This window comes from Peptoniphilus sp. DNF00840 (assembly GCF_001553125.1).
Classification (GTDB): Bacteria; Bacillota; Clostridia; order Tissierellales; family Peptoniphilaceae; genus Peptoniphilus_A; species Peptoniphilus_A vaginalis.
This window is the reverse complement of the sequence record NZ_KQ960238.1, coordinates 98917-118639: the sequence shown is the minus strand read 5'-3', so window position 1 is coordinate 118639 and position 19723 is coordinate 98917. Positions and strand designations below refer to the sequence as shown.

Annotated in this window: 20 protein-coding genes; 16 read left to right on the top strand and 4 right to left on the bottom strand. The window is 30.9% G+C overall.

Features of this window, described 5'->3' with window-relative positions:
• Window positions 1-71: 71 nt before the first annotated feature.
• The 4 genes from HMPREF1864_RS06990 to HMPREF1864_RS06975 form a co-directional block, all read right to left on the bottom strand.
• Window positions 72-578, bottom strand: coding sequence for an ECF transporter S component (locus HMPREF1864_RS06990; RefSeq protein WP_062572093.1), 507 nt, complete (start codon window positions 576-578; stop codon window positions 72-74).
• A 259-nt stretch (window positions 579-837) separates the two neighbouring features.
• Window positions 838-1428, bottom strand: a complete 591-nt coding sequence (locus HMPREF1864_RS06985) for a DUF4125 family protein (RefSeq protein WP_062572092.1) — start codon at window positions 1426-1428, stop codon at window positions 838-840.
• A gap of 7 nt (window positions 1429-1435) precedes the next feature.
• Window positions 1436-3154, bottom strand: coding sequence for a DUF4037 domain-containing protein (locus tag HMPREF1864_RS06980; RefSeq protein ID WP_062572091.1), 1719 nt, complete (start codon window positions 3152-3154; stop codon window positions 1436-1438).
• On the bottom strand, window positions 3145-3675 hold the full coding sequence (locus tag HMPREF1864_RS06975; RefSeq protein ID WP_062572090.1) for a hypothetical protein: 531 nt from the start codon (window positions 3673-3675) through the stop codon (window positions 3145-3147). The genes HMPREF1864_RS06980 and HMPREF1864_RS06975 overlap by 10 nt, the downstream gene beginning before the upstream one ends.
• 291 nt (window positions 3676-3966) lie before the next feature.
• On the opposite strand from HMPREF1864_RS06975, the gene HMPREF1864_RS06970 reads away from it, so the two are divergent.
• The 16 genes from HMPREF1864_RS06970 (at window position 3967) to HMPREF1864_RS06895 (ending at window position 19679) form a co-directional block, all read left to right on the top strand.
• Window positions 3967-6540 (top strand): glycyl radical protein, encoded by a 2574-nt coding sequence (locus HMPREF1864_RS06970; protein WP_062572089.1) that lies wholly within the window; start codon window positions 3967-3969, stop codon window positions 6538-6540.
• A gap of 13 nt (window positions 6541-6553) precedes the next feature.
• Entirely contained in the window at window positions 6554-7471 is a 918-nt protein-coding gene (locus tag HMPREF1864_RS06965; protein ID WP_062572088.1) for a glycyl-radical enzyme activating protein, read from the top strand.
• Between the two features lie 10 nt (window positions 7472-7481).
• The gene (gene pduB, locus HMPREF1864_RS06960; protein ID WP_062572087.1) at window positions 7482-8267 is read left to right on the top strand and encodes a propanediol utilization microcompartment protein PduB; all 786 of its coding nucleotides are present in this window, start codon (window positions 7482-7484) and stop codon (window positions 8265-8267) included.
• 24 nt (window positions 8268-8291) lie between these two features.
• The gene (gene pduA, locus HMPREF1864_RS06955; RefSeq protein ID WP_005957821.1) at window positions 8292-8573 is read left to right on the top strand and encodes a propanediol utilization microcompartment protein PduA; all 282 of its coding nucleotides are present in this window, start codon (window positions 8292-8294) and stop codon (window positions 8571-8573) included.
• A gap of 85 nt (window positions 8574-8658) precedes the next feature.
• Window positions 8659-9183 (top strand): hypothetical protein, encoded by a 525-nt coding sequence (locus HMPREF1864_RS06950; protein WP_062572086.1) that lies wholly within the window; start codon window positions 8659-8661, stop codon window positions 9181-9183.
• Entirely contained in the window at window positions 9176-9709 is a 534-nt protein-coding gene (locus HMPREF1864_RS06945) for a BMC domain-containing protein (protein ID WP_062572085.1), read from the top strand. The genes HMPREF1864_RS06950 and HMPREF1864_RS06945 overlap by 8 nt, the downstream gene beginning before the upstream one ends.
• Window positions 9710-9716: 7 nt before the next feature.
• Window positions 9717-9980: a EutN/CcmL family microcompartment protein gene (locus HMPREF1864_RS06940; RefSeq protein WP_005957819.1), complete on the top strand. Its 264-nt coding sequence runs from the start codon at window positions 9717-9719 to the stop codon at window positions 9978-9980.
• Between the two features lie 8 nt (window positions 9981-9988).
• Window positions 9989-11305, top strand: a complete 1317-nt coding sequence (locus HMPREF1864_RS06935) for an aldehyde dehydrogenase (RefSeq protein ID WP_062572084.1) — start codon at window positions 9989-9991, stop codon at window positions 11303-11305.
• A gap of 6 nt (window positions 11306-11311) precedes the next feature.
• Complete coding sequence (locus HMPREF1864_RS06930; protein ID WP_062572083.1) at window positions 11312-12421, top strand: iron-containing alcohol dehydrogenase; 1110 nt, start codon at window positions 11312-11314, stop codon at window positions 12419-12421.
• Window positions 12422-12465: 44 nt separating this feature from the next.
• Complete coding sequence (locus HMPREF1864_RS06925; protein WP_062572082.1) at window positions 12466-13752, top strand: PocR ligand-binding domain-containing protein; 1287 nt, start codon at window positions 12466-12468, stop codon at window positions 13750-13752.
• A 9-nt stretch (window positions 13753-13761) separates the two neighbouring features.
• Window positions 13762-14763, top strand: a complete 1002-nt coding sequence (locus HMPREF1864_RS06920) for an AraC family transcriptional regulator (protein WP_062572081.1) — start codon at window positions 13762-13764, stop codon at window positions 14761-14763.
• Between the two features lie 4 nt (window positions 14764-14767).
• Window positions 14768-15913, top strand: coding sequence for a methionine adenosyltransferase (gene metK, locus HMPREF1864_RS06915; protein ID WP_062572080.1), 1146 nt, complete (start codon window positions 14768-14770; stop codon window positions 15911-15913).
• 7 nt (window positions 15914-15920) lie between these two features.
• Window positions 15921-16784, top strand: a complete 864-nt coding sequence (locus HMPREF1864_RS06910; protein ID WP_062572079.1) for a DUF7973 family transport facilitator — start codon at window positions 15921-15923, stop codon at window positions 16782-16784.
• A 13-nt stretch (window positions 16785-16797) separates the two neighbouring features.
• A complete protein-coding gene (pduL, locus tag HMPREF1864_RS06905) occupies window positions 16798-17445 on the top strand; it encodes a phosphate propanoyltransferase (protein ID WP_005957709.1) in 648 nt (215 codons plus the stop codon).
• 4 nt (window positions 17446-17449) lie between these two features.
• The gene (gene eutJ / locus HMPREF1864_RS06900; protein ID WP_062572078.1) at window positions 17450-18286 is read left to right on the top strand and encodes an ethanolamine utilization protein EutJ; all 837 of its coding nucleotides are present in this window, start codon (window positions 17450-17452) and stop codon (window positions 18284-18286) included.
• Complete coding sequence (locus tag HMPREF1864_RS06895; RefSeq protein WP_062572077.1) at window positions 18267-19679, top strand: aldehyde dehydrogenase family protein; 1413 nt, start codon at window positions 18267-18269, stop codon at window positions 19677-19679. The genes eutJ and HMPREF1864_RS06895 overlap by 20 nt, the downstream gene beginning before the upstream one ends.
• Window positions 19680-19723: the final 44 nt, after the last annotated feature.

Below are 19723 nucleotides of genomic sequence, written 5' to 3'. Positions count from 1 at the left end.
TAGGTGTCGCAATATTATTTGCAATTCATCAATAAAAAAGATAGCTAGGTAAATTAATCTAGCTATCTTTTTTATTTTATGCTATTAAAAACTTTTTCCATGGGTTTTAAAATCACAAGGACTATGACGGATGAAACGCCAATTTGAATTAGGTTGCCTGGTATTGATGCAAGAGGTGCAAGAATTGAAGACAAGATAAAAATTTCTCCTATGTAATAGACCACAACTTTTACAAGGGCAACAAGAATGAAGGACAAGATTAAACTTTTAAGAGTGTACTTCTTGTAGTTCATATTGTTAAGTATGTAGCCCATAATAAGTGCTGAGATTACAGTCATTGGTGACCAAAGGATCCATCCACTTGTGAGGTCGAAGAGTCCCATGCCAAGAGCTCCTGCTGTCATGCCAACTCTCTTGTCAAAAAATATGGCTGCCAAGAAGAAGGGGACATTGCCCAAGTGGATCAAGCCACCATTGGGTGAGAAGGGAAGTTGGATTTTTACAATCCAAGTGAATACATATACAAGTGCAATAAATAGTGAAGTGATGACAAGGTCTTTAACCTTAAAGTTGTTCATAAGTGCTCCTTTCACATTGTTAAAATATATTTAAAAATATTCTATCAGAAATTGTCATATAAATAAAGAACAAGGTCGACAAACCGGCCTTGTTTTTAATATTATTTATAATCATTAAAGGGAAAATTTTTAAAAACTTACTAAGACTGTGAATTTATAGGAATATTTATATAAGTGATTTTTGTAGTAAAGATTCGTTAATTCACTTGGTATTAAAGTAGTTTTAAAAGTAAGGAATATCATTGTAAAACTTATCAGACTATTTATCTTTAAGAAATTTTAAATTTTTCTCAACTAAATTTATTCCTTTTTGATATGCGCTTATATAATATTTGGATATAAGTTTCAAAGTTGTTTCTGAATAACTATAAAGTTCACCTTTGAAATAGTATTCTATGCTAGTATTAGCTGTACTGTTTGTTGAATTATATAAATCTCTCTTATTATCCAAGATTTCTGGGTTGTTTTTTCTAATATCTTCTTCCCAAGCGAGATAAATAGCCATTATTGAATTAACGAGGATATCTTTGTCCTTTGAGATATAAGGGAGATTATTTTTTATTTTGCTAAAATATTTAGGATTAGTATATTGCATCATATAAGCATATTTTTCTGTAATCAAATTTCTATTGTCCTTTTTAGCACTGATTAAGTCATTTAAATAAGAAGTTAGTATTATATCATTATAGATACTCCAGTAACAAAGACGAGAGTATATAAAGGTAAAGGAATCATCTTGACAAAAAGCTCTTTTACCTAAATTATTTACATTAGTAAAAAACTTCCATTCACTTATTACAATTTTTTTTAGAGTTTCATCTCTTTTTTTTGATGTTGAATCGAATTTCATATTTAACCTACTTTATCCATGTATCTTCATTTTTTAATTCTTCATCATTTATTTTTTTAACTATTTCAGAAGAATGATATTTTAAAAAATTTGCATTTAAATTCGAAAGGTTAGCTTTATTTAGGTATCCCACTAATTTCTCGCACATTTCTTCAATAATGTCAATTTTTTGCAGTGATTCGCTAATGTCACTATAAGACAATAGATCATCCATCTTTGAACAAGTATATTCGCCAAGCAAATGTAATGATTTTAGAGATCTATATTGCCACTTATAGAAAGGCATATACTTTTTATTTATTAGGTGAATAAATTCACAATAATATTGCAGAAATTCGCTGAGTGCAATCTGAGTTCCCATTAAATTATTTCTTTTTAAGCATCTTTGATAGTTATACTGACCTGATTGGGCAATTTTATTACAAAGGTAAGCTAGTTTCTTTAAAACTAAATCTTTTGGATAATATGCTAGAAGTCTTTGCCTAATATAAGAAAACTTGCCATAATTATCTTCGAATATCTTTCCATTTGTAGCTACTGATAAAAGATCTTGAGGGACTTTTCTAAATTCTTTCAAAGTTAAAGGACCTTTTTCATAAAGAGTATAATACTTGTAAAAATCTTCTACTGCAATAATCTTTACAAGCCCATCACCTAAGTTTATTTCAGTGATAGGGAGTTGAGAAATTATATCTCTAGGTAAAAACCAAGAACATCTCTTTATAAAATCGTGATCTTTAGAAATTTCATCATCAAAACCGTAACATTCAGAACCTTCACCAACTAGACCAAAGGCAGAGTATCTAACAAAATCTGGATAATTCTTTAATATGAAGGGTTTTACTTGGTTGAAATAAAAGTCCTCCGATATTTCTATACCTTTTTTCAAATTATTTTCAGTAATATAATCTTTTGACTCTGGTTTTAAATTTTCTTTAATGAAATTCAAGTTGCTAACTATATTCTTATAAGCCTCACTTTCTTTGCCATAAGTATTTTCAATAATTTTTTTTGAAATATTATAAAGTGATGTACTTTTTTCAATTTCTCCTATATTAAAATAATATTTTGCAAGATTATTAAGTACACTAGCATAAAGTGGATTAGCTGGAGAAATTTTACTTTCAAGGAATTCTTTTGCTTTAAAAATATAATCTTTGGCTTCGCTATCTTTTTTCATAAGAGTGCAAACATCAAATAAATTATTATATGTAGTTGCAAGTTGTATGCTATGGTGTGGAATTTCAGACAAAATCTTTTCAGCCGATTTTAAAAGATCATAGGCCCTTTGAAGGTTTCCATCTTCTAAGAAAAGAAGAGCCAAGTTGTTTGCGTTTGATGCGTATGAATAATTATAAAGGTTTAAATTTTTGAAAATTTCATCAGCTTTATTAAATAAATTCAAGGCCTCTTCTCTATTAGAATTCATTCTATAAGCATTTGCTAAATTCATAAGAGTATTTGCGTAGGCTTCAGAGTTTTTGTTGAAATGAGTTTCAATGAGGGTTTTTGCAGTTAATAGGCTTTGAATACTCTTAGAATAATCTCCTGTATTTCTAAGTGCGCCACCATAATCATTAAGCAATTCAACTAACTTTACAAAATCTTTATTGGAAAAAGCAATTTCAATACCTTCTTCAATTAGAGGGAGCATTTCAACTTCTTTGCCGTCTCTTAATAGAGAGTGGTATTTTTTTTGAATATTTTCTATTTTATCTAAATACATTTTATTAACTCCTCTACAGGATTTTCGATGATTTCTAAAGCAATAATGTCTTTATCTGAAAAATTATTTAAAATAGTTTCTTTTGAATTCTCAAGACTTGATAACAAACCACTTAAAATGAGAACACCTTTTCCAAAAAGTCCGACTTGGAAATGAATTTTAATAATAGAAACACCAGATGCTTTTAAACATAAGTCAGAAGCCTTAATGGAAGAAATACTATTTTTAAACTCACAAATCATTAAAGAAGATATTTTTATTGATTTGTCAGGAGAATTAATTCTGCTCATAACATCTTCATGTATATTTAGAATAGGTAGGGCAGATATGTTTTTTTCTTTTAAATATTTTTTTATTCCTAGGATATCGTGGTCATTTCCCTTAAATATAAAAAGAATACTTCCAGGGCAAATATTTTTTACTAAAAAAAGTTCCACAGGATAATTTAAAATTATACAATTTACTTCTTTATAACCAAGGGCTATACTTCGAAATTCGGCAAGTAAATAAGAAGAATCCATAAAATCACTTCCTTATCATCTTATATAAAAATAATTTTATTTAAAGAGAACATCAAATTCAATATATGGCTAGGAAAATGTTTTGATTATACAACAAGAAGTTTGTATTGTCGCTTTTTCATAAAAAATTGATAAAACATCAGTCAACGAATATTAAAAGAATACATATTAAAAGTTTTAATTTTACATTACAAAGGTTTGCATAATATTTTAAATCTAACTCAGATAAAAGATATAATTTCCATAAGCTTGATGGTTTACATAAGCAAAATAAAATTTAGGAGGTATTTTATGTTAGAAAAAGGGTTTTCACAACCTACAGAGAGAGTGAAAAGACTAAGACAAGTTATTATCGATGCAGTGCCACAAGTTGAGTCTGACAGAGCAAGATTAATTACAGAGTCTTACAAAGAAACAGAAGGTCTTACAAACATATTAAGAAGAGCAAAAGCAGTTGAAAAACTTTTTAATGAACTTCCAGTAACAATTAGAGATGATGAATTAATTGTTGGTTCCATTACAAAGGCACCAAGATCAACAGGACTTTGCCCTGAATTTTCTTACGAATGGGTAGAAGCTGAGTTCGACACTATGGCAACAAGACTTGCAGATCCTTTTGTGATTCCAGAAGAAACAAAAAAGGAACTACATGAAGTATTTAAATATTGGAAGGGAAAAACTACATCTGAATTTGCAGATTCTTTAATGAGTACTGAAGCAAAGGATTGTATTGCAAATGGAATCTTTACTGTAGGAAATTATTTCTATGGTGGTGTAGGACACGTTAATGTAGATTATGAAAAAATAATTAAAAAAGGTTTCAGAGGAGTCCTTGAAGAAACAGTCAAAGCAATGAATGAAATGGACGAATCAGAACCTGAAGCAATTAAAAAGATGCAATTTTATAAGGCAGTTATTATTTCTTATAACGCTGCAATAAATTTTGCACACAGATATGCTAAAAAGGCTGAAGAATTAGCAAATGTTGAAACTAATCCTCAAAGAAAACAAGAACTTTTAAGAATTGCAGAAAACTGTAAGAGAGTTCCTGAATATGGTGCAAGAGATTTCTGGGAAGCTTGTCAAGCTTTTTGGTTTGTTCAAATAATGGTTCAAATTGAATCAAATGGTCACTCAATTTCACCAGGAAGATTTGATCAATATATGTATCCTTCATATAAGGCAGATACAACTATTACAAAAGAATTTGCTCAAGAACTAGTTGACTGTATTTGGGTTAAGTTAAATGATATAAATAAAACTCGTGATGAAATTTCAGCACAAGCCTTCGCTGGTTATGCAGTATTCCAAAACCTATGTGTAGGTGGACAAAATTCTGAAGGCTTTGATGCTACAAATGACGTATCTTATATGTGTATGGAAGCTGTTGCTCATGTTGCTTTACCAGCACCTTCATTCTCAGTAAGAGTTCACCAAAATTCTCCTTATGAATTCTTATTAAGAGCTTGCGAAGTTTCAAGACTAGGATATGGTGTTCCTGCTTTCTATAACGATGAAGTCATTGTACTTAACTTAGTATCAAGAGGAGTTAAGATAGAAGATGCAAGAGACTACTCAATTATAGGTTGTGTTGAACCTCAAGCAGGTCACAGAACTGAAGGATGGCACGATGCCGCTTTCTTTAACATAGCAAAAGTTCTTGAAATAACATTAAACAACGGTAGATGTAATGGAAAACAACTTGGACCTAAGACTGGCGAACTTACTGATATGAAGTCCATTGATGACATATTTGTTGCATATCAAAAACAAATGGAATACTTCGTAAAATACTTAGCTGAAGCTGATAACTGCGTTGATTATGCACATATGGAAAGAGGAAATCTTCCATTTATGTCAGCTATGGTTGATGATTGTATTAAGAGAGGTAAATCTGCTCAATCAGGTGGAGCTATTTATAACTTTACAGGACCTCAAGCATTTGGTGTAGCAGATTCTGGAGACTCATTATACGCTATTTACAAAAATGTATTTGAAGAAAAGAAAATTTCTCTTACTGATTTAAGAGAAGCATTAGAAAAGAACTTTGGATTTACAGACTCATTAATGCCTGGATGTGGATGCAATACTCAAACTGTTTCTGCAAAGGTTGGAGAAATGAATGAAAGTGAAATTTATGAAGCTGTTAAGAAAATCTTAGCTTCAACAGGATCAATCAATGTAGACGATCTTGAAAACAAATTAAACGAAGAATATGTAGTATCTAGTGATTGTGGATGTGGTTCACAAGAAACAACAGGAAAGTTCAGAACAATTCAAAAAATACTTGATAACACTGATAGCTTTGGTAATGATAATGAACTTTGTGACGAATTTGCAATCAGAGCTGCAAAAATTTATTGTGATGAAGTTGATAAATATACAAATCCAAGAGGAGGAGCATTCCAAGCAGGAATTTATCCAGTATCTGCCAATGTATTATTTGGTAAAGATGTAGGAGCACTTCCTGATGGTAGACTTGCACATGCACCACTTGCTGATGGTGTTTCACCAAGACAAGGTAAGGATACAAATGGTCCTACTGCTGCTGCAAACTCTGTAGCTAAGCTTCCACACGGCCAAGCATCTAACGGTACTCTTTATAACCAAAAATTTTCACCACAAGCTGTTTCAGGAGAAAAAGGATTAAAGAACTTTGTATCTATTGTTAGAAGTTATTTCGATCACAAAGGGGCCCATGTTCAATTCAATGTAGTAGATAGAAATACCTTAATTGAAGCACAAAAGAATCCTCAAGATCATAAAGATTTATTAGTTCGTGTAGCAGGATATTCAGCTCACTTTGTAACATTAGCCAAAGAGGTACAAGACGATATTATAAATAGAACAGAACATACTATGTAAGTTGGAGGTGACTATGGATTCTATAAATTATAACGAAGAGGGTGTCGTATTTGATATTCAAAGATATTCAATAAACGATGGTCCTGGGATTAGAACCATAGTATTCTTAAAAGGATGCCCTTTGAGATGTATTTGGTGCTCAAATCCTGAATCACAAAGAAAAGGAAAAGAGCTAATGTTTAGAGAGATTCTTTGCATACATTGTGGCATGTGTATTAAGGCATGTAAACAAAAGGCATTAGATCCTAAAAACCCAAACTTTATCGATAGAGATAAATGTGTGATGTGTGAAGAATGTGCAAATGTATGTCCTTCTAGTGCATTAGAGGTTAAGGGTAAAGTAATGAATGTAGAAGAAGTTATTACTGAACTAAAAAAAGATGATTCTTTTTACTACAGATCAAATGGAGGAATAACACTTTCTGGCGGAGAGACTTTAATGCAACCTGAATTTGCTAAAGAAATTTTTAAAGCTTGCCGATCAAGAGGATGGCATACTGCAATAGAAACAGAAGGGTATGCTTCTGAAGAAGTAATAAGAGATGTTGTTCCGCATATAGATTTAGTTTTACTTGATATAAAAGCAAACAATGATGAACTGCACAAAAAAGTAACTGGTGTAAGTAATGAGCTTATAAAAAAGAATGCAAGAATTTTACAGGAAATTGCCAATACAATAATAAGGGTACCAACTATCCCTGGTGTTAATGCAGATGAAAAGGAATTCGGGGATATAGTTGCTTTTGTAAAAACATTGCCAAATGTAAAAGAGTTACACATATTGCCTTATCATAACTTTGGTGAAGGAAAATATAATTTATTAGGTAGAGATTATGAACTATCTAATGTAAAAAAACTAGATGAAGATTATATAAACAAATTAAAAGAAATAGTGGAATCTAGTGGATTAATTTGTAAAGTAGGAGGCTAAGGAGGAAACGATGGATAAAGATTTATTAGAAAAAATAATGGGACAAGTATCTAATGAATTGGGAATAGACCAAAAAGATACTGAATGCTGTCCTTCAAAGGGATGCAAAAAAGTAGACGTTACTGAATTCGTTGGAACAGCAATAGGAGATACAATCGGTTTAGTTATAGCTAGTGTTGATCCAATGTTAGTAGACAAGCTAAATCTTGGAAAATACAAATCAATAGGTATTATTGGTTCAAGGACTGGGGCAGGCCCACAAATTATGGCTGTTGATGATGCAGTAAAAGCAACTAATACAGAAGTAATTACTGTTGAACTCCCAAGAGATACAAAGGGTGGAGCAGGACACGGATGCTTAATATATATAGGAGCAGATGATGTATCTGATGCAAGACGTGCTGTAGAAATAGCTTTGGATGTACTTCCAAAATATTTTGGTGATGTATATTCTAATGACGCAGGACACTTGGAATTCCAATACACTGCTAGGGCTAGTTATTGTTTAGAAAAAGCTTTTGGAACACCTAATGGAAAGAGCTTTGGTATGGTAATTGGAGCTCCAGCTGGAATAGGTACAGTTCTTGCTGATGTTGCTGTTAAAGCCGCAAACATCGAAGTAGTAGGCTATGCTTCTCCAGGACAAGGAACAAGTTTTTCTAACGAAGTTATATTAACTTTCACAGGAGATTCAGGAGCAGTTCGTCAAGCTGTAAAGGCAGCTATAGAAGTTGGTAAAAAATTGCTAGGGGCTTTAGGAGAAGATCCTAAATCAACAACAAGTCCATATATTTAATAGAAAATAATCAGGAGGTAAATTATGAATTCAGACGCTTTAGGAATGGTTGAAACAAAAGGTTTAGTAGGTGCAATTGAAGCAGCAGATGCTATGGTAAAGGCTGCAAATGTAAATCTAGTAGGATATGAAAAAATTGGTTCTGGTTTAGTAACTGTAATGGTAAGAGGAGATGTAGGAGCAGTTAAAGCTGCTACAGATGCAGGTGCTGCATCAGCAAGAGCTATTGGCGAAGTAGTATCAGTTCACGTAATCCCAAGACCACATTCAGATACTGAAAAAATTATTCCTCACTTTGATAAATAATATTTAAGCATAATAGAATTGAGAAAAGTTAAAATATCTTTTGGTATTTTAACTTTTCTATTACTTATATAAGTAGGGTGATTAAATGAATATTAGTAAAAAAGAGCTTGAAGAAATTATAAAGCTTATAGCGAAACAAATTTCTGAAAATAGAAACATTAATTTTATATTCTCAAAGCCATGGAACAACAAATATTATATTGCCCTTGATAGTTTGAAAAAACTAAATTTAAATGCAAATGCAGTTATAAGCCGAGAATTGGACGAAAGTCATAAGCTTACAATAAAGAATTCATGTTGTTGGAAAGAAGTTATAGATTTTGATGAAAATAAACTTGATTTAATTTCAAAAAACGATACTTTCTTCCTTGATATAAAAATGAAAAATATTGTTAATATAACAATGTTCAATGAAGATGAGCTTGAATCTGCACTTGCAATGAAACTTTTTGAAAATGGCAAAAATATATATTTATGGAAGGAAACAGTAAAAACTGTTACAGGGAAAGAACCTGAAAAATATATAAAGAAACTATTAAGTTATTATGAGGAAATTTTAAGTTATGGAATAAATATAGTTGATATAGAGGAAGTGAGAAATTATGAATAGGGCACTGGGACTTATAGAAGTAGTAGGTCTAACAAACGCTATTATAGTAGCGGATACAATGCTTAAAGCTTCAAATATAAAAATGGAAGATGTCGAAATTACTAAAGGGATGGGCTTTGTTACTGTGAAAGTATCTGGAGATGTAGGAGCAGTAAAAGCTGCCATCGATTCCGGAAAAAGTTTGGCAGTTTCATTTAACAAATTTGTTTCATCAAAAGTTATACCAAGACCAGCTAATAGTCTTGACGGTTTTTTTCATTTAGACAAAGAGGATAAGCTTGAAGTTAACACAAAAGATGAGGTAAAAACTTTAAGTAAAGAAAAAGTAAAAGAAGTTGAAGATAAAAATAAAGTAGAAAATGAAAAAAAAGAAGAAAAGGTTGAAAAGGAATCTGAAACTAAAAACAATTTGAGTGAAAAAGAAGTTAAAATAGCTGAAACTGTAAAAGTTGAAAGCAAGGAAATCAAAAAAACTCAAAGCAAGAAAGCTCAAAAAGATTCAAAGAACCTTAAGACAAGTGAGTAGTGATATTATGTTTATCGCAAAAGTAGTTGGGAATGTTGTTGCAACAAGAAAAAATGACACCCTAGTAGGATATAAGCTTATGATAATACAGCCTATTAATGCCAAGGGCGAAAAAGTTAGAAACGAATCAGTTGCGGCTGATTATGTAGGAGCTGGTATTGGTGAGCTTGTACTAGTAGGTTCTGGGTCATCAGTTCGTGTAGAAGATGATAGGAAATCATCGGTGATAGATTTGGCAATAATAGGAATTATTGATGATTTAATTGTGTGAGGTAAATTATGAATAAAAGAGCAGTATTTGATACAGTATGCGATGCAATAGATGCTGTAAAATCATCTTTTCAATTATATAGAAAGCTTGGGATCTCAGATAGAGAGGAAATTATACAAGAACTTAGAAAAGAGCTTTTAAATCATGTAGATGAACTTGCACAAAAAAGTTATGAAGAAACTTGCATGGGTAATGTTGTATCCAAAATTGAGAAAATAAAGTTGAGTATTGATAGAACTCCAGGAACTGAAGATTTAGTTTCAGAAGTTTTAACGAAAGATAAAGTTATGACTCTTTACGAATATTCGGCTTTTGGAATTGCTTGTGCTATTATGCCAAGCACAAATCCTGTAGCTACGGTAATAAATAATGTAATAGGTTTATTGGCTTCTGGCAATGCCGTTATTCTATGCCCCCATCCAAGGGCAATAGAAGTAACAAAATACCTTACTGACATAATAGCGACTACAATACTTAGAACATCAGGGATTGATAATCTGGTTACTACTCTATCCGAAGTTAGCATAAAAAATATATCAGAAATAATGCATCATCCTGACGTAAATTTATTGGTTGTAACTGGGGGAAGCGATATAGCAAGGGTTGCAAATAAATGTGACAAAAAAGTAATATCAGCAGGGGCAGCTAATCCTACCTTTATTGTAGATGAAACAGCAGACTTAGATAAAGCAGCAAGTTGCATTGTAAAGGGTGCTAGTTTTGACAATAACATTTTATGTGTTACAGAAAAGAATATAGTAATTGTTGAATCAGTTTACGACAAATTCAAAAAAGCTCTTGAAAAAGAGGGAGTTTTTTACGTAGATACAGTTGAAGATATGTTGAAACTTTCCAAGGTTCTTTTAACAGAAGATTTGAAGCCAAATAAATTTTTGGGCGGAAAAGATGTAAAAGAAATATTAAAATTTGCTGGAATAGAATCTAATGGCGTTTACAAAATAATAGCTGTGGATGTTCCAAAGATTCATCCTTTTGCAACAGAAGAGTTATTGATGCCGGTTATTGCAATAGTCAAAGCAAAGGATTTTGACGATGCATTAGAAACATCATTAAATCTTGAGCAAGGGCTACATCATACAGCGGGAATTTATTCTAATATCATAGAAAGGCTTAATATTGCCGCTAAGCAAATGCAAACATCAATATTCGTAAAAAATGGATGCTCCTTAGAAGGTATAGGTTTTTCAGATAACAATCCAGTAAGTTTTACTATAGCAAATAAAACAGGTGAAGGTTCAACAAGTGCAAGAAATTTTGCAAGAAAGAGAAGATGTGCTTTAGTTGATGCCTTTTCTATTAGGTGATGAAGTATGAAAGATTTAATAAATAAAACAGAAATAGTATTTCAAGGAAAAGCTCTCAGTAAATTAAAAGAGATAGAAGAAAAGAGAATTTTAATAATAACAGATTCTTTTATTGCAAAAAGTGTTCTTATGAATAAAGTTTTAAGAAGCATAAACGCATCAAATAAAGTTGTTATATATGACAAAGTTTTGCCTGATCCAAGCCTTGAAATAATAGGGCAGGCTTTATCTCTATATATAAAAGAAGATATAGATATAATAATAGGATTTGGCGGAGGATCCTCAATTGATTCTGCAAAAGGTGTAATATATTTTGCTAAGGAAGTTACAAATAAAGATGTTTATTTTATAGCAATACCAACAACAAGTGGAACTGGATCTGAAGTTACAAGTGTATCAGTAATAAAGGACAATGATACACAAGTAAAACACTTGCTACAGTCTTATGATATGTTACCGGACTTGGCTATCTTAGACACTTGTCTTGTTAAAGAACTTCCAAAGAAAATAATTGCAAATACAGGAATAGATGTTTTAACTCATGCAATTGAGGCCTATGTTGGTAAAAATAGAAGCTCATATTCCGATGCTTTAGCAGAAAAAGCTGGAGAATTGGTTGTTAAATATCTCTATAGAAGTTATAGAAATATGAACGATATTGAATCCAAAGAAGAGATGCATTTGGCATCCATGATGGCAGGTATGGCATTTGAAATGGCAGGGCTTGGAATAAATCATGCAATAGCACATCAAATAGGAGCTAAATTGCAAATACCTCATGGTCTTTGCAATGGTATTCTCTTAACAAGTGTTATAGGATTTAATTCGAAAGTTGAATCAATGAAAAAAAGGTATGCTAATTATGCAAGAAAGATTGGAGTTACTACAGCTAAAGATGATACAGAAGCAGTAAATAATTTAAATAAATTTATTGAAGTCTTACAAGCAATTATGGATATGCCAAAAAGCTTAAGCGAATGTAATGTGTCAAGAGAAAAACTATTAGAAACGAAGAATCAAATTGCTGAGAATGCTTTAAAAGACAATTGTATGAAAACTTCTGTAAATAGTATAAGTATTGATGAAATAAAAGAAATTATTGAAAAGATATATTAGCTTTTATAAGATTATTATGAGATTAAATCGTCTTGGAGGGATTTATGAACATTAATAAAAAATATAAACATATACCTAATATAAAAATCAATGAAAAATATACAGACGGAAGAAGCAAAATTGACATATATTCTATTTTTGGAAAAGAATATTTAGAAGAAATTCAAAGAGTTATTTCTGATGTAACAGGACTTGCTTTTGTCACAATTGATTATAAGGGAGAGCCTCTAACAGAGATGACAAATTTCTCTAAAAGGTGCAGATATATTAGAGAAAATGTAATGTGCAAAAAAATATGTGAATTATCTGATGCATCTGGAGCTATAAGATCAGCTGTGTCTAAAAAAACATCAATATATTTTTGCCCTTTTAATTTATTAGAGGTTGCAATCCCAATTGTTATCAATGATAAATATTTAGGTGCCTTCATAGGCGGTCAAGTAATATGTGAGGATGCTCCTGAAAAAGTCTTAAGGATGCAAGAACAACTTTTACTTGATGAAATAGATCTGGAAAGTTTACATCTAAATGATATAGATATAAATTCAAAAAAGTATACATTTACAGAATTTGAGTCAATTGTAAGATTAGTTGAGCTAATAATTTCAGAGATAATAAAGAAAGAATTAATTTCAAGTTATCATGAAAGTAAAAATAAAAAGAGAATAAAGGACTTAGAAGAAAAGGTAGAAAAGCTTGAAGGTAAAAACTTAGAGCTTAAGAACAAAATCTTAAAAATTAATAATAATTTAAACAAACTTTTTTTAAACGATATGATGGAATCACTTTCAAATCTTGCTTTAATAGAAGAGGCAAAAAATACCAGCCAATATAGCGAGTATTTGAGGAATTATTTCATTAACTCAATTGAAATTGATTCTGATTCTATAAATTTTGTTTATAAAACTTTGATTAATTATTTCAAAATGAAAAAAATCCAATATAAAGATAGATTCAAATATGAAATTAATATCGATGATGATGTTAAGGAATGCAGCATGCCTTTTAAAATATTAATTCCTTATGCTCTAGTTATGTGTTATCTAGGACTTAATTTCAAAGAGGATGAGTACCATATTGAAATAAATGTAAAAAGAGAGGAAGACAATATAATTATTTTAATTAATGATAATGGAGTTGGAATTTCAAAAGAAGCATTTGAAAGGTTAAAAGATATACATAACATAAGCGGAGAAGTAAAAAATATGTTTGAATATATAAAGAATTTGGAAGATGATTTCAAGAAAATATCAAATGGAAAACAAGAGATAAATATTTTTGAAGATAATGAAAAGACAGTTATCTCTATAAAATATCCTATAAAAAATTAGGGTGATTATATGTATAGTGTTCTATTAGTAAGTAATCAAACCTTAATGAGAGATGCATTAAAAAAAATAATAGAAAAGAATGAGAAATTCAATATATTTGGAGAAACAAATTCTTATAATAAAGCAATAGATTATGTTAGAAATAACAATATTAATTTAGTTTTTTCTGATTTCATAATGCCTAACATTACAAGGGTAGATTTTATAAATAAAATCGAAAAAGCAAATAATAAAACAAAAGTATTGCTAGTAGCATTTCCTCATGATGTAGTTTTTGAAGGAAATGAAAATATAAATTTAAACCAAATAATATTAAAGCCTCTAACATATGAAAAAGTTAATGATAAGCTAGAAAAATATGACGCTATAAATCAAAAGAGTTATGAAAAAGATTTTCTATTTAACATGGAACAAACAGTTAATATGAATGACTTTATTGAAGTTAATGAGTATTTAATTGAGATAATAAATGAATTTGATTTTAATAGTAGTGATGTAAAAGTCAAGGATGAGATAAAAGACAAATTAAAAAACTTAGGAAATAAAATAATTAATTTTAACAGTTTTGCAGAAGATAAAGATCTACTATACAAGGATTTCCCAATTAGTGATTTAACGGTAAAAGATAAAAGACTCTGTAATATATGGATGTTTAGAATTATTAATTATTATTTTAAGAAAAAAAGTATTGCAAATTATCCAATATTAAAAGACGTCTTTAAGTATATTGAAAATAATTTAAACAAAAACATTTCTCTTAATGATGTTGTGAAGGAATGTAATATATCCCAAGGTTATTTAAGTAGGCTTTTTAAAAATGAATATAATCTAACTGTTGTAAATTATATTCATTTAAAGAAAATAAATTTAGCAAAAGAATACATATTGTTAGAGAATAGCAGTGTTTTGGATATAGCATTTAATTTAGGATATAACGAATATGGTTATTTTAGCAAAGTATTTAAAAAATACGAGAAAATGACAGTTGAGCAGTTTAGAAAAGCTAGGTGATATAATGAATAAATTTATTATTACATCAGAATCAGTTACAGAAGGTCATCCTGATAAGGTATGTGACATAATATCAGATTCAATTTTAGATGAATATTTAAAAAAAGATAGCAATTCAAGAGTTGCTATTGAAAATATGATTTCAAACAATCTTCTTGTTATAGCTGGAGAGGTAACATCAAAAGTAAAGATAGATGTGGAGAAGGTTGCTTTAGATGCAATTAAAGAAATTGGATATTCAACTAATGAATCAGGTTTTGATGTAGATAAAGCTATTATTCTTACAAATATAGATGAGCAGTCAAAGGATATAGCAATGGGGGTAAATCAAGAAAAAATTTGTGCAGGAGATCAAGGACTTGTTTTTGGTTATGCAACAAACGAAAGTAAATCCTATCTACCTTTAGCAGTTGAACTTTCTCATGCTCTTACAAAAAGACTTTCTGAAGTTAGGAAAAAGGGAATAGTTCAAGGTTTGTACCCTGATGGAAAATCTCAAGTTAGCTTGGTATATGAAGATGGAAGACCTAGTTATGTTAAGTCAATAGTTCTTGCTGCACATCATAAGGCAAGCAAAGATATTGCACTTTTAAGATACGAGCTTATCAAGGAAGTAGTAATGAAGGTTATAGATAAGTCTTTGATAAAAGGCGATACTTTAATCCATATAAATGCAACTGGGAAATTTACAATTGGTGGACCAAAGGCTGATGTAGGATTAACAGGACGAAAAATAATTGTTGATACATATGGAGGAATTGGAAGACACGGTGGTGGAGCATATTCTGGAAAAGATTCATCTAAAGCTGATAGATCAGCATCTTATATGGCAAGATACGTTGCGAAGAATTTAGTAGCAGCTGGATTATGTGATAAGTGTGAAATACAATTGGCCTATGTTATTGGCAAAGAAAATCCAGAAAGTGTATATATAGATACATTTGGAACAGAAAAATATGATCTAGAAAAAATTTATAAGGTAACTGAGAAGGTTTTTGATTTGAGTATCGATGGCATAATAAAGAACTTGAAGTTACAAAGGCCTGTTTATAAAAAAACAGCGGCTTATGGTCATTTTGGAAGAGATGAAGATGAATTTACTTGGGAGAAAACAGATAAAAAAGATGAACTAAAAAACTTAATTAGGTAGGTGTACTATGGATATTTTAACAATAATTGCAGGTTTTGCAGGAGGAGCTTTCGGAGCAGCTTTTGGTTCGATACCAGCTTTTATCTTGACAGGAGTGTTTGCTTTAATAGGATCTATTTTAACCCTTTCAGGAGTTACAGATTATATTGTTGGTAATGTGGCATTTGGTCCATTCTTTGGTCCACATGTATCCTTTGCTGCGGGAGCTGCCGCAGCAGCATATGCAGCAAATAAAGCTAAAAAGCTAGATAATGCACAAAATGTTTTAGCATCTCTTTTTGGTATTAATGATATAACCACAATTTTGGTTGGTGGAATTTATGGATTAGTAGGTATAGTAGCCTTTACATTGATAACAAAACAATCTGTATTTGTAACAGATTATCCTGCTTTTTGTGTATGTATAGTTTTATTTTTAAATAGAATTATCCTTGGAAAGACATCAATTATAGGTACATTAAAAGATGGAGAAAAAAGAGAGATTTTTCCTAAAGTTGAAATAATACAAAATTCAGTAAATGGGTTCCTGTTATCACTAGGAATCGCCATAATTGGTCAAAAGCTTATTGAAGCTGGAGTTAGTAAAGATGCTATGGCAATTTATCCTGTTTTTGCTTTTGGAATTTCAGCCCTATCACTTATTTTCCTACAAATGGGTTATTCTATTCCAATTACGCATCACGTAACATATCCTGCAGCAACTGTATTTATTTTGACGCAAAATATATTTTTAGCTGCTATCACAGGATTCATCAATGCAATACTATGGGTAATTGCAGGCAGAATTTTTAATTCTCATTGTGATACATATATTGATCCACCTGCAATAGTAATTGCAGTTAGTATGTTTATAATAAATTTAATTTTCTAAAAAAGGAAGTAATATGTTGAATAATAATGAACTTATAGCAAAAATTTCAAAAGAAGTTTTACAAAGATTAAATGATATAGATAATCACAAGATTGTTGTAGGTGTATCAAATAGGCACATACATCTATCTAAAGAAGATTTAGAAAGCTTGTTTGGAAAGGATTATGAGCTTACTGTTAAATCAACATTAAAACAGCCAGGTCAGTTTGCAGCCGAAGAATGCGTAACAATACGAGGTCCGAAAGGTGAATTTAACAATGTAAGAATTTTAGGACCTATAAGAAAAAAATCACAAGTGGAAATATCTCTTACAGATTCTTTCAAACTTGGTGTGAAGGCACCTATAAAAGAATCCGGGAAACTACAAGGAACTCCTGGTATTCAAGTTATTGGACCTTGTGGACGAATAAATATGCCAGAAGGAACTATTATAGCTCTTAGACATATTCATATGACTCCTGAAGATGCAAAGTTTATGGATGTAAAAGATGGTGATTTTGTTGATGTGCAATTTTTTGGCGAGAGAAAAGCAGTAATGGGCAATGTACTCATTAGGGTAAGTGATAAGTACAAATTGGAAATGCACTTAGACACTGATGAAGCAAATGCTGTAGGTATAAAAAACAATGACTATGTTGTTTTGAAAAAATTTACTAGGTGAGAAATTGATAAAGAATAAGGACTTATTAAAACTTTCAAACTTAATAAAAGAAAACAAATTTGTTGACTTTAAAGATGGTGAATTAAAAGTTGGAGTGGATCTTGGAACTGCAAATATTGTACTCGTTGTTACAGATGTGAATGACAACCCAATCGCAGGCTTAATTAGACGTGCCAAGGTTGTAAGGGATGGAATTGTTGTTGACTACTTAGAAGCAATAAAAATTGTCAAGGATTTAAAAGAAGAGCTAGAAAAATTACTAAATGTAGAGCTTATATATGCAGCTTGTGCTATACCACCAGGAATTGATCCTAGGAGTGTAAAAGCTATATCTAACGTTGTTGAGTCAGCTGGTTTTATAGTTACAAACATAATTGATGAGCCAACAGCAGCTGCGAAAACATTGAGAATAAAAAATGGCGCAATTGTTGATTTAGGTGGAGGAACAACTGGGATAAGTTTGATGAGAGATGGGAATGTTATAGGAACATGGGATGAACCAACAGGTGGTCATCACATGAACTTAACGATAGCTGGATACTATAATATAGGCATAGATGATGCAGAAGAATTAAAAATAAAATCTAATAGCAGAGAAATATTAACTATAGTAAAGCCAGTATTAGAAAAAATGGCGATTATAGTAAAAAATGTGTTAGTTAATAAAGATGTACAGGCCTTATATTTAGTTGGAGGAGCTTCAAATTTTGACGGAATAGAAGATTTATTTGAGAAAATAACTGGGATAAAAACTTATAGAAGCGAAGAAGCTTTATTGGTAACACCCTTAGGTATTTCAAAAAGTTGTATTGGAGGAAAATATGGAAAACAACATGATTGATGAAGTCATAAAACAAGTAATTGAAGAATTAAAAAAAGAAGGAAGTATAAATAATTCATTTGAAAGTTGTCAAACAAATTACGGAGTTTTTGACAATATGGATGAAGCAATCGAAGCAGCAGATAAGGCCCAAAAACAACTTTATGATCTTTCGATTGACGAAAGAGATAGATTTGCAGATATTATAAGAGAGACAGTATTAAAAGAAGAGAATTTACAACTTCTTTCAAATATGGCTGTTGAAGAAACTAAAATTGGAAGAGTCAGTGACAAGGTAATAAAAAATAGAGTAGCTGCAATAAAAACTCCAGGGAAAGAAGATTTGAGGACAAATGCATTAACAGGGTCAAATGGTCTTATGATTGAAGAATATTGTCCTTTTGGAGTTATAGGATCTATTACACCAACTACTAATCCAACAGAGACTATAATATCAAATTCAATTTCAATGATAGTTGGTGGTAATTCTGTTGTGTTTTCACCACATCCTCGTGCAAAAGAAACTTCAATAACTCTTATTCAAATGCTTAATCAAGCTCTAGTTGCAGGTGGAGCACCTGCTAATTTAATAACCATGGTGAGAGAACCATCTATTGAGGCTACTAATATTATGATGAACCATCCTAAGGTCAGACTTCTTGTAGCAACAGGTGGTCCTGGAATTGTTAAGACAGTTCTTTCATCTGGCAAAAAAGCAATAGGAGCAGGAGCTGGTAATCCACCTGTTGTTGTTGATGAAACCGCAGATATTGAAAAAGCTGCAAAAGACATCGTTAACGGAGCAAGTTTTGATAACAATGTACCTTGTATAGCAGAAAAGGAAGTTTTTGTAGTTGAATCTCAAATTGATAATTTGATCTATTATATGAAAAATAATGGTGCATATTTATTGACATCTGAAAATGATATAAGAAATCTTGATAACACTGTTAGTCAAGAAAATGGAAAACCAAAGACTGAATTCGTAGGAAAAGATGCAAAATACATTTTAAGTAAAATTGGAATTGAAGTTTCAGATGATATAAGGCTTATTATTTTTAAAGCAAACAAAGAGGATCACTTAGTAACTGAAGAAATGATGATGCCAATACTACCTATAGTTCCTGTTCCTAATGTTGATGAGGCAATAGAGTGTGCACATAAGGCAGAACATGGAAATAGACATACTGCAATAATGCACTCAAAAAATGTTGACAAATTATCAAAAATGGCAAAACTTTTAGAATGTACAATTTTTGTAAAGAACGCACCTTCATATTCTGGAATTGGTGTTGGTGGAGAGGGCTCTACTACTTTTACAATTGCCGGTCCTACTGGTGAAGGTATAACAAGTGCTAAGAGTTTTTGTAGAATAAGAAGATGTGTAATTAAAGATTCATTTAGCATTAGATAAAATAGAAAAACAAAAAAATATATTTATTTAGAAACCCCTAAATT

Bases quoted from the DNA above. Each gene is read 5' to 3' on its own strand.
- HMPREF1864_RS06965 (WP_062572088.1), top strand. From the start codon at position 6,554: ATGGATTCTATAAATTATAACGAAGAGGGTGTCGTATTTGATATTCAA.
- HMPREF1864_RS06950 (WP_062572086.1), top strand. From the start codon at position 8,659: ATGAATATTAGTAAAAAAGAGCTTGAAGAAATTATAAAGCTTATAGCG.
- HMPREF1864_RS06990 (WP_062572093.1), bottom strand. From the start codon at position 578: ATGAACAACTTTAAGGTTAAAGACCTTGTCATCACTTCACTATTTATT.
- pduA (WP_005957821.1), top strand. From the start codon at position 8,292: ATGAATTCAGACGCTTTAGGAATGGTTGAAACAAAAGGTTTAGTAGGT.
- HMPREF1864_RS06980 (WP_062572091.1), bottom strand. From the start codon at position 3,154: ATGTATTTAGATAAAATAGAAAATATTCAAAAAAAATACCACTCTCTA.
- HMPREF1864_RS06975 (WP_062572090.1), bottom strand. From the start codon at position 3,675: ATGGATTCTTCTTATTTACTTGCCGAATTTCGAAGTATAGCCCTTGGT.
- HMPREF1864_RS06895 (WP_062572077.1), top strand. From the start codon at position 18,267: ATGGAAAACAACATGATTGATGAAGTCATAAAACAAGTAATTGAAGAA.
- HMPREF1864_RS06910 (WP_062572079.1), top strand. From the start codon at position 15,921: ATGGATATTTTAACAATAATTGCAGGTTTTGCAGGAGGAGCTTTCGGA.
- HMPREF1864_RS06935 (WP_062572084.1), top strand. From the start codon at position 9,989: ATGAATAAAAGAGCAGTATTTGATACAGTATGCGATGCAATAGATGCT.
- pduL (WP_005957709.1), top strand. From the start codon at position 16,798: ATGTTGAATAATAATGAACTTATAGCAAAAATTTCAAAAGAAGTTTTA.
- HMPREF1864_RS06925 (WP_062572082.1), top strand. From the start codon at position 12,466: ATGAACATTAATAAAAAATATAAACATATACCTAATATAAAAATCAAT.
- HMPREF1864_RS06920 (WP_062572081.1), top strand. From the start codon at position 13,762: ATGTATAGTGTTCTATTAGTAAGTAATCAAACCTTAATGAGAGATGCA.
- HMPREF1864_RS06940 (WP_005957819.1), top strand. From the start codon at position 9,717: ATGTTTATCGCAAAAGTAGTTGGGAATGTTGTTGCAACAAGAAAAAAT.
- pduB (WP_062572087.1), top strand. From the start codon at position 7,482: ATGGATAAAGATTTATTAGAAAAAATAATGGGACAAGTATCTAATGAA.
- metK (WP_062572080.1), top strand. From the start codon at position 14,768: ATGAATAAATTTATTATTACATCAGAATCAGTTACAGAAGGTCATCCT.
- HMPREF1864_RS06930 (WP_062572083.1), top strand. From the start codon at position 11,312: ATGAAAGATTTAATAAATAAAACAGAAATAGTATTTCAAGGAAAAGCT.
- HMPREF1864_RS06970 (WP_062572089.1), top strand. From the start codon at position 3,967: ATGTTAGAAAAAGGGTTTTCACAACCTACAGAGAGAGTGAAAAGACTA.
- HMPREF1864_RS06985 (WP_062572092.1), bottom strand. From the start codon at position 1,428: ATGAAATTCGATTCAACATCAAAAAAAAGAGATGAAACTCTAAAAAAA.
- HMPREF1864_RS06945 (WP_062572085.1), top strand. From the start codon at position 9,176: ATGAATAGGGCACTGGGACTTATAGAAGTAGTAGGTCTAACAAACGCT.